This is a genomic window from Methylobacterium ajmalii (assembly GCF_016613415.1).
GTDB lineage: Bacteria > Pseudomonadota > Alphaproteobacteria > Rhizobiales > Beijerinckiaceae > Methylobacterium > Methylobacterium ajmalii.
Window position 1 is genome coordinate 38,065 of sequence record NZ_JACWCT010000153.1, and the last position, 16,843, is coordinate 54,907.

General features: G+C 71.8%; 16 protein-coding genes and 1 tRNA gene. 7 read left to right on the top strand and 10 right to left on the bottom strand.

The features are described from left to right. The first annotated feature begins 118 nt into the window (after positions 1–118). The 5 genes from HPY23_RS27355 to HPY23_RS27375 all read left to right on the top strand — a co-directional run bounded on the left by HPY23_RS27355 (position 119) and on the right by HPY23_RS27375 (position 6,030). On the top strand, positions 119–1,456 hold the full coding sequence (locus tag HPY23_RS27355; protein ID WP_139234873.1) for an adenylate/guanylate cyclase domain-containing protein: 1,338 nt from the start codon (positions 119–121) through the stop codon (positions 1,454–1,456). A gap of 39 nt (positions 1,457–1,495) precedes the next feature. Beyond that, on the top strand, positions 1,496–2,422 hold the full coding sequence (locus HPY23_RS27360) for an amidoligase family protein (protein ID WP_244537492.1): 927 nt from the start codon (positions 1,496–1,498) through the stop codon (positions 2,420–2,422). A 300-nt stretch (positions 2,423–2,722) separates the two neighbouring features. After that, positions 2,723–3,727, top strand: a complete 1,005-nt coding sequence (trpS, locus tag HPY23_RS27365) for a tryptophan--tRNA ligase (protein ID WP_091882437.1) — start codon at positions 2,723–2,725, stop codon at positions 3,725–3,727. A gap of 82 nt (positions 3,728–3,809) precedes the next feature. Then, positions 3,810–4,841 carry an LLM class flavin-dependent oxidoreductase gene (locus HPY23_RS27370; protein ID WP_091882434.1) on the top strand — a complete coding sequence of 344 codons (1,032 nt, stop codon included), beginning with the start codon at positions 3,810–3,812 and terminating at the stop codon, positions 4,839–4,841. 70 nt (positions 4,842–4,911) lie between these two features. Then, positions 4,912–6,030, top strand: coding sequence for a metallophosphoesterase (locus HPY23_RS27375; protein ID WP_091882430.1), 1,119 nt, complete (start codon positions 4,912–4,914; stop codon positions 6,028–6,030). Between the two features lie 355 nt (positions 6,031–6,385). Here the strand turns inward: HPY23_RS27375 and HPY23_RS27380 are convergent, their stop codons facing one another. The 3 genes from HPY23_RS27380 to HPY23_RS27390 all read right to left on the bottom strand — a co-directional run bounded on the left by HPY23_RS27380 (position 6,386) and on the right by HPY23_RS27390 (position 7,939). After that, positions 6,386–7,276, bottom strand: coding sequence for an ImmA/IrrE family metallo-endopeptidase (locus HPY23_RS27380; protein ID WP_091882427.1), 891 nt, complete (start codon positions 7,274–7,276; stop codon positions 6,386–6,388). Between the two features lie 58 nt (positions 7,277–7,334). Next, a complete protein-coding gene (locus HPY23_RS27385) occupies positions 7,335–7,517 on the bottom strand; it encodes a DUF3606 domain-containing protein (protein WP_003600567.1) in 183 nt (60 codons plus the stop codon). Positions 7,518–7,849: 332 nt separating this feature from the next. Then, positions 7,850–7,939, bottom strand: a tRNA-Ser gene (locus tag HPY23_RS27390). A 179-nt stretch (positions 7,940–8,118) separates the two neighbouring features. Here HPY23_RS27390 and HPY23_RS27395 point away from each other — a divergent pair. Next, positions 8,119–8,496 carry a VOC family protein gene (locus tag HPY23_RS27395; protein WP_048430973.1) on the top strand — a complete coding sequence of 126 codons (378 nt, stop codon included), beginning with the start codon at positions 8,119–8,121 and terminating at the stop codon, positions 8,494–8,496. A gap of 43 nt (positions 8,497–8,539) precedes the next feature. On the opposite strand, the gene HPY23_RS27400 is transcribed toward HPY23_RS27395, so the two are convergent. The 6 genes from HPY23_RS27400 to HPY23_RS27425 form a co-directional block, all read right to left on the bottom strand. Further along, entirely contained in the window at positions 8,540–10,009 is a 1,470-nt protein-coding gene (locus tag HPY23_RS27400) for an adenylate/guanylate cyclase domain-containing protein (protein WP_244537491.1), read from the bottom strand. A gap of 86 nt (positions 10,010–10,095) precedes the next feature. Then, the gene (locus tag HPY23_RS27405; protein WP_091882424.1) at positions 10,096–11,094 is read right to left on the bottom strand and encodes a peptide ABC transporter ATP-binding protein; all 999 of its coding nucleotides are present in this window, start codon (positions 11,092–11,094) and stop codon (positions 10,096–10,098) included. After that, positions 11,091–12,152, bottom strand: a complete 1,062-nt coding sequence (locus tag HPY23_RS27410; protein ID WP_091882421.1) for an ABC transporter ATP-binding protein — start codon at positions 12,150–12,152, stop codon at positions 11,091–11,093. Before HPY23_RS27410 ends, HPY23_RS27405 begins: the two co-directional genes overlap by 4 nt. 8 nt (positions 12,153–12,160) lie before the next feature. Continuing rightward, the gene (locus HPY23_RS27415; protein WP_091882418.1) at positions 12,161–13,072 is read right to left on the bottom strand and encodes an ABC transporter permease subunit; all 912 of its coding nucleotides are present in this window, start codon (positions 13,070–13,072) and stop codon (positions 12,161–12,163) included. Continuing rightward, positions 13,072–14,082: an ABC transporter permease subunit gene (locus tag HPY23_RS27420; RefSeq protein WP_091882414.1), complete on the bottom strand. Its 1,011-nt coding sequence runs from the start codon at positions 14,080–14,082 to the stop codon at positions 13,072–13,074. Before HPY23_RS27420 ends, HPY23_RS27415 begins: the two co-directional genes overlap by 1 nt. A 10-nt stretch (positions 14,083–14,092) precedes the next feature. Next, complete coding sequence (locus tag HPY23_RS27425; RefSeq protein ID WP_091882411.1) at positions 14,093–15,688, bottom strand: ABC transporter substrate-binding protein; 1,596 nt, start codon at positions 15,686–15,688, stop codon at positions 14,093–14,095. A 199-nt stretch (positions 15,689–15,887) separates the two neighbouring features. On the opposite strand from HPY23_RS27425, the gene HPY23_RS27430 reads away from it, so the two are divergent. Continuing rightward, the gene (locus tag HPY23_RS27430) at positions 15,888–16,115 is read left to right on the top strand and encodes a hypothetical protein (RefSeq protein ID WP_091882408.1); all 228 of its coding nucleotides are present in this window, start codon (positions 15,888–15,890) and stop codon (positions 16,113–16,115) included. A gap of 138 nt (positions 16,116–16,253) precedes the next feature. Here HPY23_RS27430 and HPY23_RS27435 read toward each other — a convergent pair. Next, positions 16,254–16,843: aminotransferase class IV (locus HPY23_RS27435; RefSeq protein ID WP_200601985.1), on the bottom strand; the 590-nt coding region annotated here is incomplete at its 5' end.

The window sequence follows — 16,843 nt, forward strand, 5'->3', positions numbered from 1 at the left end:
AGCGATCGCCCGTGCCGTTCGGCCCGCGGGAGCGCCGGCGCCGTCCGCTTGCCGGACCATTCGGGGGGAAGGCCCGCCCTCGACGCCCCGGCGGCCCGCGCGTAAGGCTTTGCCCCGCATGACCACACCCGATCGGACCCCGCCGGACCGGGACGCGGCGCTCCAGCCCGGCAGGCCCCGCCCAGCGGTGCCCCGCCCCGCCGCGGACGAATCCGGCCTCGCCGCGGGCCTGGCGGCCGGCACCGCCACCCGGATGCTGGCGATGCGCCTGGCGATGCTGGGGGTGCTGGCGGTCTCGGCCCATCTCAGCGACGGCGTGCTGCATGCCGGCAGCCACTGGTTCATCCTGGGCGGCTACGCGGTCTCCTCGCTCTGGCTCGCCGCCACGGCGCGGCGGCGGGGCGGGGCGCGGCTCGCCTGGATCGCGACGCTGCTCGACGCGGCGCTCGCCGCCTACATCGTGCTCGAGCACATGGTGGCGGCCGCCGAGGTCGCCGACGAGCCCGGCACGATGGCGAGCCGCCTGCCGGCCTTCCTGCTGCTGCTCGAATCCGGCCTCACCCTCAGGCCGCGCCATACGGCGGTCTTCGCCGCCCTCGTCGCGGGGGTATGGTCGGGCGCCCTCGGCCTCGGGCTCCTCGATCCGCATCTCGGCCTGCCGCCGGCGGCGAACGTCTTCGGGCTCCTGTCCTTCCTGGTCGCGGCCGCCTTCGTGATCGAGGGGGCGCTGCGCCTGCGCCGGGGGGTGGCCACGATGCTGCGCCTCGAGCACGAGCGGGCGACGCTGGCGCGCTTCGTGCCGGCGGGGATCGACCTCGTGCGCCGCGACGGGCCGACGGCGCTCCAGCCGCGCCACGCCTGCCTGCTCGCCCTCGACATCCGGGGTTTTTCGGCGCTGACCCGGCGCTGGGGCGAGGCGCGGGTGCTCGACTGGCTGCTGGCGGTGCGGGCGCTCGCCCACGCGGCGGTGACCGAGCGCGGCGGCCTCGTCGACAAGTATGTCGGCGACGGGGTGCTGGCCCAGTTCGTCGACGGCGCCCCGGCCGAGCAGGCGGCGGCGGCGCTCGCCTGCGTGCGCGAGATCGAGGCGCGGATGCACGCGATGAACGAGGCGCGCCGCCGCGAGGGCCTGCCGGCGCTCGCCCTCACCGCCGCGGTGCATGCCGGCGAGGTCCTGGTCGGCGTCCTCGACGACGGCTGGCGGGCCGAGTTCACCGTGCTCGGGCCGGCGATGAACGCGCTCGCCCGGGTCGAGGCCCGGGCCAAGCGCGAGAACCTGGCGGTCGCGGTCTCGAAGCGGGTGATGCGGCTCCTCGGCCCGGACGCGCCCGCGGGCCGGCGCCTGCCGCGGCGACCGGGCGAGGAGGATTGCCCCGACCTGTTCGGCCTTGATCCCCTGCCCGTCGCTGCCCCGGCCCCTATCTCCCCGGATCTGCCGGTGACGGCGGCGCCGTGAACGCCGCCGGGCCGGCCCCCTCCTGCCCTCGAGTCGCGCGTGCCCGAATCGCCCTCCCTGGAATTCCGCTCGCCGCCGCGTCCCCTGCGGGAGGACGGGACGCCGCGCCGGGTCGGCGTCGAGATCGAGTTCACCGGGCCCTCGGCCCGGATCGCCGCCGCGGCGCTCGCCGCCGGCCTCGGCGGGCGCCTCGCCGAGGAGGACCCGCATGCCTTCCGGCTCGAGGGCACGTCGCTCGGCGACCTGCGGGTCGAGCTCGACCTGCGCGCCGCCCATCCGCAGCGTCGCATGACCGAGCCCGGCGCGCTGCCCCGCCTGCCGGTCCGCGCCGCCGGCCGCTCGCTCGCCGCCCTCCTCGGCCCGGTCGTGCCCCGCGAGCTGATCACCGGCCCCCTCGCCTTCGACCGGCTGCCGGAGGTCGACCGGCTGGCCGCCCTGCTGCACGGCGCCGGCGGCCGGGGCCGCGGCGCGGTGCTCCTCGGCTCGCTCGGGCTGCACTTCAACGTCGAGCCGCCGGATCTCACCGCCGCGACCCTGACCGGCCTGCTCAAGGCCTATCTCCGCTCCGAGCCGCAACTGCGCCGCGAGACCGCGGCCGGCGGATTCCTCGCCGCCCGCGGGCTGCCGCCGCCCTTCCCCGCGCCTTACGCCGCCAAGGTGCTCGATCCCGCCTATCGGCCCGACCTCGACGGCCTCGCCGGCGATTATCTGGCGGCCAACCCGACCCGCCACCGCGGCCTCGACCTCCTGCCGCTCCTCGCCCACCGCGACGAGGCCGGCGTGCGGGCCGCCCTGCCGCCGGACGAGAAGGTGAGCCCCCGGCCGGTGCTGCATTACCGGATGCCCCAGGCCCATGTCGGGCTGGCGGGCTGGAGCCTGGCCCCGGCCTGGAACCTCTGGGTCGGGGTGGAGGAGCTGGCCGAGGGCGCGGCGCCGGCCCGCCAGGCGGCGTCCGATCCCGCTTGAGGGCGGCGGGGACGCCCGCCGGAGAGCTTCACGATCGCAACGCGATCGCGAAGCTCTCCGGGCTTCCGATTTTGCCGCATTTTCCTCGACGAACCGGCATCCACTTCGTCGGAAAATGCTCTAAGCTCGTTCCCGATGACCGAACCCCGCTCCCCCCGCGCGACCGTCTGGTGGCGCTTCCCGTAAGGAAGCGGCCGTCGTCATCCTGTTGCGACCGATGCCGCCGTGCGGTGGCATGGTCGGTCCCCTGAGGCTCTCGGCATCCGTCGGCGCGGCGGCTGTCTTCGAGAAGAGAGCCCGATGTCGTCAAAGCCCGTCATCCTCACCGGCGACCGCACCACCGGCCCGCTGCATCTCGGCCATTACGCCGGCTCGCTGCGCAACCGCGTCGCGCTCCAGCACGACCACCGCCAGTACCTGCTGCTCGCCGACGCCCAGGCGCTGACCGACAACGCCCACGATCCGGCCTGCATCGCCCGCAACGTGATCGAGGTCGCGACCGATTACCTCGCGGTCGGCATCGATCCGGCGGTGACGACGCTCTGCGTGCAATCGGCCCTGCCGGCGCTCGCCGAGCTGACCCTGCTCTACCTCAACTTCGTCACGGTGGCCCGGCTCGAGCGCAACCCGACGATCAAGGACGAGATCCAGGCTCGCGGCTTCGGCCGCGACATCCCGACGGGCTTCCTGTGCTACCCGGCGGCCCAGGCCGCCGACATCACGGCGTTCCGCGCCACCCTGGTCCCGGTCGGCGCGGACCAGGCGCCCCTGATCGAGCAGGCCAACGAGATCGTCCGCCGGATCAACCGGCAGGCCGGGCGCGACCTCCTGCCGGAGGCAACCGCGCTGATCCCGCCGGTCGGGCGCCTGCCCGGGGTCGACGGGCGGGCCAAGATGAGCAAGTCCGGCGGCAACGCCCTGCCGCTCTCGGCCTGCGACGCCGAGATCGCCGCGGCGGTGCAGCGGATGTACACCGATCCCGACCACCTGCGCGCCTCCGATCCCGGCCGGGTCGAGGGCAACGTGGTCTTCACCTATCTCGACGCCTTCGACCCCGACCCGGACGAGGTGGGAGCGCTCAAGGAGCGTTACCGCCGCGGCGGCCTGGGCGATGCCGCCCTCAAGCAGCGCCTCGCCGGCATCCTGCGCGACCTCCTCGGGCCGATCCGCGAGCGGCGCGCCGCGATCGCCCGCGACCCCGACCGGGTGCGGGACGTGCTGCGCACCGGCACCGCGCAGGCCCGCCGCCTCACCGAGGAGACCCGCGACGCGGTGCAGGACGCCCTCGGCCTGTTCCGGCTCTGAACCCTCGTTGTGCGCGGCTGCAAGCCTGCCCTTGCATCGCCGCGCATTTCAAACCGGCCCCGGCGCGTCCATCTTGGGAGCCATGACACAGACCCTGCAATTCGGCCTCGACACGTTCGGGGATGTCACCGCCCGCGACGGCGAGCCCCTCTCCCACGGCCAGGTCCTCCGCGACGTGGTCGCGGAAGGGGTTCTGGCCGACGAGGTCGGGCTCGACTTCTTCGGCGTCGGCGAGCACCACCGCGAGGACTTCGCCGTGTCCTCGCCCGAGATGGTGCTGGCGGCGATCGCGGCGCGCACGACGCGCATCCGCCTCGGCTCGGCCGTGACGGTGCTCAGCTCCGACGACCCGGTCCGGGTCTACCAGCGCTTCTCGACCCTGCAGGGCCTCTCGAACGGCCGCGCCGAGGTGATCCTCGGCCGCGGCTCGTTCACCGAATCCTTCCCGCTCTTCGGCTACCCCCTCGACCAGTACGAGACCCTGTTCGAGGAGAAGCTCGGGCTCTTCTCGGCGCTGCTGGCCGGCGGGCCGGTGACCTGGCAGGGCACCACCCGGGCGCCGCTCTCGAACCAGTCCGTCTTCCCCACCCCGGAGGCGCCGCCCACGACCTGGATCGGGGTCGGCGGCAGCCCGAACTCGGTGGTGCGGGCGGTCCAGCACGACCTGCCCCTGATGCTCGCCATCATCGGCGGCGATCCGCAGCGCTTCCGCCCCTACGTCGACCTCTACCACCGGGCCTGCGCCCAGCTCGGCCGCAACGTGCGCCCGATCGGCGTCCACTCGCCGGGCTATGTCGGCGAGACCGATGCGGGCGCGCGGGAAGAATTCTTCGCCGACTACAAGCGGATGCGCGACCGCATCGGCGCCGAGCGCGGCTGGCCGCCGATGACGCGCCAGGAATTCGACCGCGAGGCCGATCACGGCTCGCTCTACATCGGCAGCCCCGAGACGGTGGCGAAGAAGATCGCCGCGACGGTGCGGGGCTTGGGCCTCGGCCGGTTCCAGCTCAAGTACAGCGCCGGGCCCCTGCCGCACGAGCGGCTGATGCGCGGCATCGCGCTCTACGGGACCCGGGTGGCGCCCCTGGTGCGCGAGATGCTGGAAGTGGGGTAAGGAGCGCTCGCGCCCGCCGGGCGCGGTACCCCGGGATGTCCGGCCCGCCCGTCACCGCAAGGAGCCCGCCATCTTCCACCTCGTCTTCGCGGCGCCGTGCCTTCTGGTGATCGCCCGCTGGCTCCTGCCGCTCTCGCTGCCGCTCGCCGTCAAGGCGGCGCTCGCGGTGCTGCTGCTCGCCGCCTCGCAGTTCCACCTCTGGAACCGGCTCTCCTCCGGCTCGGTCTTCGCCCCGGAATTCCCCCGCGCGGTCGTCCTCGCGCTCAACGGGGCCTTCGGGGCGATCGCGCTGCTCGCGGTCCTGCAGATCGCCCTCGATCTCGGGGCGCTCGCCGCCGCCCTGGTCCAGCGCGGATCCGTCGCGATTCCCGACGGGCTGCGGTTTACCGCCGCCGGGCTCGCGGTGCTGCTCGCCGGGATCGGCGTCGCCCAGGCCGCCCGGGTGCCGCCGGTGGTCGAGCGCGAGGTCGTGATCCCCGGCCTGCCGCCGGCTTTCGAGGGCTACCGGCTGCTCCAGCTCACCGACCTGCACCTGAGCCGCCTCTTCCCCGCATCTTGGGCCCGCGCCGTGGTCGCCCGCGCCAACGCGGCGGGCGCCGACGCGATCGTCGTCACCGGCGACTTCATCGACGGCTCGGTGGCGATGCGCCGGGACGACGTGGCGCCGCTCGCCGCGCTTCGCGCCCCGGACGGCGTCTTCGGCATTCCCGGCAACCACGAATATTTCTTCGATTACCCGGCCTGGATGGCCCATCTCGCCGGCCTCGGCCTGCGGATGCTGCCGAACGCCCACGCGGTGCTCGCCCGGGGCGAGGCCGCCCTGGTGCTCGCCGGCGTCACCGACGCCTCGGCGCCCAATGCCGGCCAGCCCGGCCCCGACCTGGCGGCAGCACTTAAAGGCGCCCCGCCCGGCGCCCCGATCCTCCTCCTCGACCACCAGCCCCGGAACGCCCGGCAGGCGGCGGCGCGGGGCGTGGCGCTCCAGCTCTCCGGCCACACCCATGGCGGCATGATCCGCGGCCTCGACCGGCTGGTGGCCCGGGGCAACGACGGTTTCGTCTCGGGCGCCTATGCGGTCGGCGGCATGACCCTGTTCGTCGGCAATGGCACCGGGATCTGGCCGGGCTTCGCGCTGCGGCTGGGGCGGGATTCGGAGATGACGCGGTTTGTTTTGCGGGGTGGTGGGTGAGCGCACCCTGGGCGGAGTTCGGACAAGTCCATGTCAGCCCGATACTGTGTCCATACAGGATGGCAGCTCCGCGTCCGCCCGGTCGAGGCGGTGGCGACGTTCCTCGTCGCCACGTGGCAGGCACGCGAGAGTCGAGCGGCCCGATAAGTAACCTCAGTACGCCGACCCCATTGCAGCGCTCGGCGTGTCCCGTCGGAAGATGCCGGCAGCGCACCGGACTACGGGGATTTCGTGCCCGACATCACCCGCCCAGGTTATCGCGAGCATCACATCGCGAGTTGGATTACGGACGACGTGTGCTCGGACACGTTTCGTCATCACCCCGATCGGCCGCGTAACGCCAGCGGAATCTCGCCTACCGTCGCCCTGAGTGGAAGCGGTGACGCCAACCCTCGTCGAGCTTGCGCTCCTCCGCGCTCTCCTCCGGAACGGGTTCCAGACGCAGCAGGATCATCGCGAAGCCGTTCTGCTGGAGGTACACCTGTTCGTAGAGGGACGGCGCGCGGAGGTCACGCTTTACGTCGACCCATAGATCGGGACTGCATGCGACGATATCGCTAGCGATGTCCGGTCGATGCGGACGGCTGTGATAGAGCGACCCTGCTGTGACCGGGCTGCCGACAGCGCAGGTGATGTCCGGGAAGGAGAGGCTCCGGTAGCACCGCTGCACACGGCCATTGCCCACCACGACGACCGCGATCCGCTCGGGGTGGTACTGCACGTAAGACCGAGCCGCCACCTCCTTGCCAACCGCGAAGTCGCGCGCGAGCAGGAGAACGTGCTGCAGATCAGGCTCGCGAAAGGCCGCCATGGCCCCCCGCAGCAGGAGCGGGGGCATCAGCATGAGGCCGGCGAAGCGGTTGGCCTCGACCTCCCTGCGCTGCCGCTGGTCACCCACCTTGGCCGTGAGCCGTAGGAGGTCGGAACTCTTGCATAGGAACCGGCCGGGCTGATCCGGGACGTGGTGCGCCATCAGGAAGTGGCCGAGTTCATGTGCGATGGTGAAACGCCGGCGCGGTTCGCCCCCGCGCTTGACGAGGATAGTCCCCTCGGACCGCTTCGCATCGGTCACGAGGCCGCCCTCGAACTCAGCGTTGTCGAGGTCTTCGAGCCTGAGGATGCCGAGGCGCGCGCAAAGCTCTTGGATCGGCACGGGGACCGAAAGGTTCGGCTCGGCCTGTAGTATGCGTTTGACGAGCGCCTCCGGCGAGCGTGCGTCCGCGAGGTCAATCCTGCTGATCGGCATACGCGCAGCCCCCCCCCTCACATCTCCAGACCATTCCCTGAGGCCGCCACTCACCCGCCTAACGCTTCTTGCCCAACTCGGCAGCGATATCCTTCGTCATTCGGCCGACCTTCCGATGCGCCGCCGTGAGTTGGTCCTGCGTAACGCCCCATCGCTTCATCCAGAACTCGACAGCCTTGCGTTCCGACAAATCGAGCCGGTCCTTATCGATGAAGCCACGCTTGTCCTTGAGGCCGGCCATGGTGATCCTGATGGCTTGATGATTTGCGGTCTGTGAAGGACTTGGCGTCCACCTAACAGCGACGATGGCGAAAGGATGCATGAGACCGCCAGAGATCGCATCCTGACCAGCACGGCAGGTTCTGAGGCCGTGCGGCCAAGTCCCTCAACGCTTACCCGAGCGATCGATCCTGCGAAAGTAGGACAGCAGCCTTTGCTGACTCGGCCGAGGCAATCATCCGGTGGGGTGCAGCGGGATAATTTGCAAGCCGAAGCATAACGTGGGCTAGCTAAGGGTTGCCCGAATCAGAAAAACAAAAATGCTTGCAAATACAAACACTTAAACAATACTTCTGGCGGAAGGGGTGGGATTCGAACCCACGGTGGAGTCGCCCCCACGGCGGTTTTCAAGACCGCTGCCTTAAACCACTCGGCCACCCTTCCGGCCGCGGACGCGCGTGGGTCCGGGTGCCCCTTCTGTAGGGCGGCGCGGCGCGGTGCGTCAACCGCGGCCGGTGGCCCGTGGACCCGGCCCGGGACGCCTATCGCCGCGCCGCCCCGCGACGTACCGTGCGGGCCGTGACGGCGGGGCGCGATCGGATGCGTCCCGAAGGGAGAGCCGCATGGGCTATCGGTACGACCACCTCCACCTGCGCAGCCGGGACGCCGCGGCGGCGGCGCGGTTCTACGGCGAGGTTCTGGGGGCGCGGGAGACGGGGCGCGAGGGCGGTGAGCGCCCGAGCCGGGTCATCCTCGATCTCGGCGGGATGACGATGTTCATCGAGCAGGCGCCGGAGGGCACCGGGCCGGCCGCGACGCCGCCCAACCTCGGCATCGAGCATATCGGCCTGCGGGTCGAGGACATCGAGGCGACGGTGGCGGACCTCGCGGGGCGCGGCATCCCGCTCGTCTCGGGCATCACCGACGTGCGGCCGGGCCTGCGCATCGCGTTCTTCGAGGGGCCGGACGGCGTGCGGATCGAGATCCTGCAGCGGGGCTGAACCCCTCCCCGGCAGCGACCCGCGGGACCGGTTCCGCCCGGCCCTACTCGGCGACGTGGACGACGATCGGCTGGCTGCGGCCGCGCAGGGTGAGCGGCAGCGAGCGGGTGAAGCGGCCCGCCGCCGCCGGGCCGGCGGCGGCGAGGCAGTGGTCGGAGGCGAGGATGCGGCCGCCGACCTCGCGGGTGGCGGATTGCAGGCGGCTCGCGACGTTGACCACGTCGCCGATCACCGTGAACTCGACCCGCTGGTCGGCGCCGATCGTGCCGATCACCACCGGGCCGCAATGCACGCCGACCGCGACCCGCACCGGCTCGGCCCCGCGGGCGGTGCGCTTGGCGTTCCAGGCGTCGATCTCGTGCTGGAGGTCGAGGGCGCAGGCGATGGCCCGCGCGGCGCCGTCGCCGCGCCCGTCGAGGCCGCCGAAGGTCGCCATGAAGCCGTCGCCGAGGAACTTGTCGAGGGTGCCGGCATGGCGGAACACCACCTTGCAGCTGCGCTCGCGAAAGCCGCCGAGGAGCGCGAAGGCCCGCTCCGGGCCCAGCCCCTCGCTCATGCCGGTGAAGCCGATCACGTCGGCGAACAGCACCGCCACCACCCGGGTCTGCGGCGCGCCGAAGCCCGCATGGGCCCGGGCGGCGAGCGCGTCGGCGACATCGGGCGAGACGTAGCGGGCGAGGTCGGCCCGCACCACCTCGGCGCGCACCTGCGCCAGCATCGTGCCCCGGCCGCGCCACACCGCGATGGCGAGCAGCAGCGTGAACAGGCCGGTGACGATCCCTTGCGTCCAGAGCGGGGTCAGCCCGACATAGGCCGGATCGAGGAAGACCCGCAGGGATTCCTCGGCACCGAGGGCCCCGTCATGCGCGGCGTCGGCGAAGCGCACGGTGTCCTCGCGCCCGTAGACCAGCCAGACGCCGAGCGACCAGATCGCGGCGATCCAGGTCCCGGTCCACAACACCGCCAGCGGCCGGTAGGTCAGCGCCGCCTCCCCGAGCAGCAGCAGCACGTAGAGGAATTCCGGGGTGCGCAGCCGGGTCTGGATCGGCCAGTCGATCCCGAGCCCGGCCGGCGGCGGCACGATGATGACGGCGCTCATCAGCGCCACGTCGAGCACCGTGAAGGCGAGCTTGATCTTCCAGGCGCGGCGGTGGCGGCGCAACGCGTAGGGAATCGTGCCGAGCACGAAGAACAGGCCAGCGGCGGCGAGGTAGTAGAGGCCGCGCGGCCAGGGCACCAGCACGACGAGCCACAGCGCCACCACGGCGATCGCGACGGCGCGGGCCCGGAACGCGAAGGCGAGGCCGGCGAGCTCGGCGTGGCGCACGTTCTCGGCCAGCCGCCCGCGGGCCCGGGGCGGCAGCCGGCCGGCGAGCCAGTGGCGCAGGCGCGCGAACCGCAGGCTGGTGCGGAAGGCGAGCATCCGGGCGAGCCCGGCGCGGGCGAGGCGCGCTGCCCTCGGTTTCGACAGGGGATCGGGCGACGGCTCGGCCGCCGCGATGGGCTCGCTCACGGATCCGGTCGCTGGCCTCCTGCTCACCCCCTCTATGGTAGGGCGCGGGACGGCCGGCGCGTAGCCCCGGGCCCGTGATCCGGCGGTCAGACCGCGACCGCCCGCCCCTCGGCCCCCTCCAGGAAGTCCTCGGCGTAGTGGCAGGCCACCGCCCGGCCGGCGAGCGGCCGCGGGGCCGGCCGCTCCTGGCGGCAGCGGTCGGTGGCGTGGGGGCAGCGGGTCGAGAACACGCAGCCCTGCGGCGGATTGAGCGGCGAGGGCAACTCGCCTCGCAGCACGATGCGGTCGCGGGTGCGGGGCCCGACGCCCGGCGTCGCCGCCATCAGGGCCCGGGTGTAGGGGTGGAGGGGGTTGGCGTAGATCGCGTCCTTCGGCCCCTGCTCCATGGCGAGCCCGAGATACATCACCAGCACGTCGTGGGCGATGTGGCGCACCACGCCGAGATCGTGGGAGATGAACAGGTAGGCGAGGCCGAGTTCCGCCTGCAGGTCGGCCAGGAGGTTGAGCACCTGGGCCTGGATCGACACGTCGAGGGCCGAGACCGGCTCGTCGGCGACCACGAGCTTGGGCGAGAGCATCAGGGCGCGGGCGATGGCGATGCGCTGGCGCTGGCCACCCGAGAACATGTGCGGGTAGCGCGCATCGTGCTCCGGGCGCAGGCCGACCTTCGCCATCATCGCCCGCACCCGCTCGCGGCGCTCAGATGCCGACAGGCCGGTATTGATGGTGAGCGGCTGCTCCAGGATCGCGCCGACGCGCTTGCGCGGGTTGAGCGAACCGTAGGGGTTCTGGAATACCAGCTGCACGGTGCGGCGCAGGCGGCGGCGCTCGGACGACGGCGGGTCGACAGCGTCGATCCCGTCGAGGGTGAGGCGGCCGTCGGTCGGCGGCTCGATCAGCGTCACCATGCGGGCGAGGGTCGACTTGCCGCAGCCGGATTCGCCGACCACCGCCAGGGTCCGGCCGGGCTCGATCGAGAACGAGATGCCGCCGACCGCCTGGAGCCGGGCCGGCTCGCGGAAGAGGCCGCGGCGGATCTCGTAGGTCTGGCGGAGATCGTCGGCGACGACGACGGGGGCGCTCACCGGACGGCCTCCGCGATGGTGGGCGTTTCGGCGCTTGCGCCGGCACCGGCGCTGCTGGCGCCGGCAGGGTGGTCCCGACGGATGCGGGCGTCGCGGGAGGGATCGCCGAGCGGGTAGTGGCAGCGCACGGCGCCGTCCTGCCAGGGCCGCAGGGCCGGGCGCTCGTCGCGCGAATGATCGGTGGCGTAGGTGCAGCGCGGCGAGAACAGGCAGCCGCGCGGCCTGTCGTAGAGGCCCGGCACCACCCCCGGGATGGTGGCGAGCCGCCCGCCCTCGCTGCGCTCCGGGAGCGCCGCCAGCAGAGCCGCGGTGTAGGGGTGCTGGGGCGCGGCGAACAGGGTCCTGGCCGGCTGCTGCTCCATCACCTGGCCGGCATACATCACCATCATCCGGTCGGCGGTCTCGGCGACCACGCCCATGTTGTGGGTGATGAGCACCAGCGCCATGCCGCGCTCGCGCTGGAGCGAGAGCAGCAGGTCGAGGATCTGGGCCTGGATGGTGACGTCGAGCGCCGTCGTCGGCTCGTCGGCGATGAGGAGCTTCGGGTTGCAGGCGATCGCCATCGCGATCATCACCCGCTGGTTCATGCCGCCGGAGAGCTGGTGCGGATAGGACGAGAGCCGGCTCTCGGCCGCCGGGATGCCGACCTGCTCCAAAAGTTCGATCGCCCGCCTCTTCGCGGCCTTGCGATCGAGCCCGAGATGCTGGCGCAGGGACTCGGTGATCTGGAAGCCGATCGTGAAGCAGGGATTGAGGCTGGTGGTCGGCTCCTGGAAGATCATCGCCACGTCGCGGCCGGTGAGGCGGCGGCGCTCGCGCGACGGCATCCCCAAGAGGTCGCGGCCGGCGAAGGCGAGGCGGTCGGCCGAAACCCGGCCCGGATAGGCGACGAGGCCCATCAGCGCCATCATGGTCACGCTCTTGCCCGAGCCCGACTCGCCGACGACGCCGAGCACCTCCCCCTCCTCCAGGGTCAGGCTGACGCCGTCGACGGCGCGCAGGGTCCCGCCGGCGGACGGGAACGCGACGGAGAGGTTTTGGATGTCGAGGAGCGGCATCGGGCGCCTCACCGCTTCAGCTTGGGGTCGAGGGCGTCGCGAAGACCGTCCCCGACGAGGTTGAAGGCCAGCACCGTGACCAGGATGATCAGCCCCGGGAAGGTCACCACCCACCAGGCGCGCAGCACGAACTCGCGGGCGTCGGCCAGCATCGTGCCCCATTCCGGCGAGGGCGGCTGGGCGCCGAGCCCCAGGAAGCCCAGCGCCGCCGCGTCGAGGATCGCCGTCGAGACGCCGAGCGAGGCCTGGACGATGAGCGGCGCGGCGCAGTTCGGCAGCACCTCCGACAGCATGAGGCGCAAGGGGCCGGCCCCGCTGACGCGGGCGGCGGTGACGTAGTCCTTCGATTTCTCGGCGATCACCGCCGCGCGGGCGATGCGGACGTAATGCGGCAGCACCACCACGGCGACCGCCAGCATCGCGTTCATCAGCCCGGGGCCGAGGATCGCCACGATGACGATGGCGAGCAGCAAGGACGGCAGGGTCAGGATGATGTCCATCACCCGCATGATGACGATGCCGGTGGCACCGCCGATGAAGCCCGCGACGAGCCCCAGCATCGTGCCGACGAGGATCGACACCGCCACGACCGCGACGCCGATCGACAGCGACAGCCGGGCGCCGTGGATCAGGCGCGAGAGGATGTCGCGGCCGATCGCGTCGGTGCCGAGCGGGTAGGTGAGCGACCCGCCCTCCTGCCAGAACGGGGGCTTGAGGAAGGCCGCGTCGTTGGTGAGGTTCGGCGGATGCGTCGCGATCACGTCGGCGAAGACCGCCATCAGGAACACCGCGACGATGATCGCCAGCCCGATCACCGCGCCCTTGTTGGCGCGAAAGCTCGTCCAGAACTCGGCGAGCGGGTGCGGCGGGCCGGCCGGGGGCGCCGAGGCGGCGGGGGTGTCGAGAAGCTCGGCGCTCATCAGCGGGCGTGCCGGATGCGAGGATTGACGAGACCGTAGGCGAGATCGACGATGAGGTTCACCGCCATCACCACCGCGCCGATCAGCAGGATGCCGCCCTGGAGGACGGGGTAGTCGCGCCGGCCGATCGCCTCGATCAGCCACTTGCCGATGCCGGGCCAGGAGAAGATCGTCTCGGTCAGGATCGCGCCGGTGAACAGCACGCCGACCTGCAGCCCGATCACCGTGACGACCGGGATCAGGGCGTTGCGCAGCGCATGCAGCCCGACGATGCGCCAGGCCGGCAGGCCCTTGGCGCGGGCCGTGCGCATGTAATCCTCGCCGAGCACCTCCAGCATCGCCGAGCGGGTCATGCGGGCGATGACCGCGAGCGGCACGGTGCCGAGCACCACCGCGGGCAGGATCAGGTGCGAGAGCGCGGAGGCGAAGGCGCCGGACTCGTCCGAGAGCAGCGTGTCGATCAGCAGGAAGCCGGTCACCGGCTCGATGAAGTACCGCACGTCGATGCGGCCCGAGACCGGCGTCCAGCCGAGCTGCACCGAGAACAGCAGGATCAAGAGCAGGCCCCACCAGAAGATCGGCATCGAGTATCCGGTGAGCGACAGACCCATCACCCCGTGGTCGAAGACCGAGTTGCGGCGGAGCGCCGCCAGGATGCCGGCCGGCAGGCCGACGAGGAGCGCGAACAGGATCGCGCACACCCCGAGCTCGATCGTCGCCGGAAACAGGCTGGCGAACTCGGCGATCACCGGCTCCTTGGTGCTGATCGAGCGGCCGAGGTCGCCGTGGGCCAGCCGCTCGAGGTAGATGCCGTACTGGACGAGCAGGGGCTTGTCGAAGCCGTACTCGGCGCGCAGTTCCGCGTGCCGCACCGGATCGATGCCCCGCTCCCCCGCCATCGTCTCGATCGGGTCGCCGGGCACCAGGCGGATCAGGAAGAACGCCACCAGGGTGATCCCGAGGAAGGTCGGGATCACCAGGGACGCGCGGGTCAGGAGGAAGCGGAGCACGGATCGGCTCTTACTTGAGGCTGACGCCGTAGAAGGTGTGGCGGCCGAACGGCGACAGCTTGAAGTCCACCACCTCCTTGCGCACCGGCTTCAGCTGCACCGCGTGCGCGATGGTGAACCACGGCGCCTGCTGCTTGAACACCACCTGCGCCTGTTCGTAGAGCTTGGCGCGCTCGGCCTTGTCGGTGACGGTCTTGGCCTTGGTGACGAGGTCGTCGTAGGTCTTGTCGCACCACTTGGCGATGTTGCCGCCGCCCTTCTCCGCCGCGGCGCAGCCGAGCAGGGTGTGGAGGAAGTTGTCCGGATCGCCGTTGTCGCCGGTCCAGCCGAACATCGCGCTCTGGTGCTCGCCCTCCTGGGCGCGCTTGCGGTACTCGCCCCACTCGTAGGACTTGATCTCGGCCTTCACCCCGATCTTGGCGAGGTCGGCCTGCATCAGCTCGGCGATGCGGCGGGCGTTGGGGTTGTAGGGCCGCTGCACCGGCATCGCCCACAGGTCCATCGCGAAGCCGCTGCCGAGGCCGGCCTCGGCGAGCAGCTTCTTGGCCGCGTCCGGATCGTAGGGGTCGTCCTTGATCGCGTCGTCGTAGGACCACATCGTCGGCGGGATCGGGTTCTTGGCGGCGATACCGGTCGAGAGGTAGACCGCGTCGATGATCGCCTTCTTGTTGATCGCCATGTTCAGCGCCTTGCGCACGCGCACGTCGTCGAACGGCTTCTTCTTGGTGTTGTAGGCCAGGTACCCGATGTTGAGGCCGGGCTGCTCCAGCACCTGGACGTTTGCGTCCTTGCGCATCGCGTCGACGTCGGCCGGGTTCGGGTACGGCATGACGTGGCACTCGCCCTTCTGGAGCTTGGCCCAGCGCACCGAGGCATCCGGCGTGATCGCGAAGACCAGGTCGTCGAGGGCGGCCTTGCCGGCATAGTATTGCGGGAAGGCGCGGTACCGGACGATCGCGTCCTTCTGGTACTGCAGCAGGTAGAACGGGCCGGTGCCGATCGGCTCCTGGTCGAGCTTGTCCGGCGTGCCGGCCTTCATCATCGCGTCGGCGTATTCCTTCGACTGGATCGCGGCGAAGGGCATCGCGAGATCGGCGAGGAAGGGCGCCTCGGGCCCGGTCAGGGTGAAGCGGACGGTGTAATCGTCCACCTTGTCGAGCGACGAGAGGAGCTTGGGCAGCCCCATGTCGTTGAAGTAGGTGTGGTTGGAGCTGGTCACCCGGAAGAACGGGTTGTTTTCCTTCCACTGCCGCTCGAACGAGAAGATCACGTCGTCGGCGTTGAAGTCGCGGGTCGGCTTGAAGATCTTGTTGGAGTGCCACTTCACGCCCTTGCGCAAGTGGAAGGTGTAGGTCTTGCCGTCCTCCGACACGTCCCACTTCTCGGCGAGGTCCGGCACCACGTTGGTGGTGCCGCGCTCGAAATTGACGATGTTGGAGTAGATCTGCGAGCCGGCGTCGAACGAGGTGCCGGTGGTGTTCACCGCCGGGTAGAAGTTCTCCGGGCTGCCCTCGGAGCAGTAGACCAGCGTCTTGGCGCCGGCCGGCAGGGTTGCCGCCAGGGCGGTCGCGGCACCGAGAACCACCGCCAGGGACGCGCGCTTCATGCTCTGCTCTCCGATCGAGGGCCTGACGGCCTTGCTTGCGCCACTTCTGGCGGGTTTCCGATCTTTTTCGCAAGGCCCCCGCCGATGGGACGCACAGTCGCGTAACCTCCGGCCGATTGCGGTCGCGCCTGGACTCGTGTCTGGTTTCGGACGGATCGTCGGCGCGCACCGCCGTCGCGGCGGTCGGTTCGGAGGCTGCGTGGTGCCTGAATCCTCACCTGCCGCGGAGCACCGCACGGTCGCGCAGGCCTGTCGCGGCATCGCCCGGCAGCTCGCGGTGCTGGACGAGCGCCGACGCCGGGGCCTGCCGACCGGGCACACGGAGGAGGCCCTGCGCGCCCTGCGGGTCGAGCTCGGCCTCGCCTATGCTCGCGAGGCGGTCGGGGTGGCGGAGCTGCGCCACCGGATGGCGGCGCAGGCGGAGTGAGCGCGGGCCCGAAGCTTTCGAAGACCGGCTCCCGAACCCTCCCCCCCTCTCCCCGCCGGCGGGGAGAGAAGGAAACCCGCGCTTTCTCGTCTCGGTCGTTCTTCCGGGCTGTTCTGCCCGCAGAGGCGGGCGCCGCCGTCAGCTCTCCACCGCCATCCCGCAGGCCTGCGCGATCTCCCGCGACAGGGCCTCGCGCAGGGCCAGCACCGCCGGGTGCCCGGCGCTGGCATAATCCCGGTCCCCGATCCGCCGCACCGGCGCGACCAGCCGGAGGGAATTGGTGAGGAAGACCGCATCGGCTTGCGCCAGGTCCTCGGGCGTCAGCGGCCGCTCGGCCGCGCCGAGCCTGAGGCCGGGGGCGAGCGCCAGCACCCGGGCGCGCACGATGCCGGCGAGCACCCCCTCGTCCAGGGGCGGCGTCGCCACCTCGCGCCCCGAGACCGCGAACAGGGTGCCGATGCCCGCGCAGGCGACCCGCCCGGCGGTGTTGAGGAAGACCGCCTCGTCGTGGCCGTCCTGCGCCGCCGCCTCGGCGGCCAGCACCGCGTCGAGGTAGCCGAGCGTCTTGTGGCGCGAGGCCGGCGAGGTCTCGTTGCGGCGGATCGCGCTCCAGCCGAGGGAGACCTCCGAGAACGCCGTGCCGGGTCGCAGCGGGGCGACGGCGGCCCACAGGACGGGCCGGGGCGCGGCCGGCGGGCGCAGGCCCCGCGGGCCGGCACCGCGGGTCA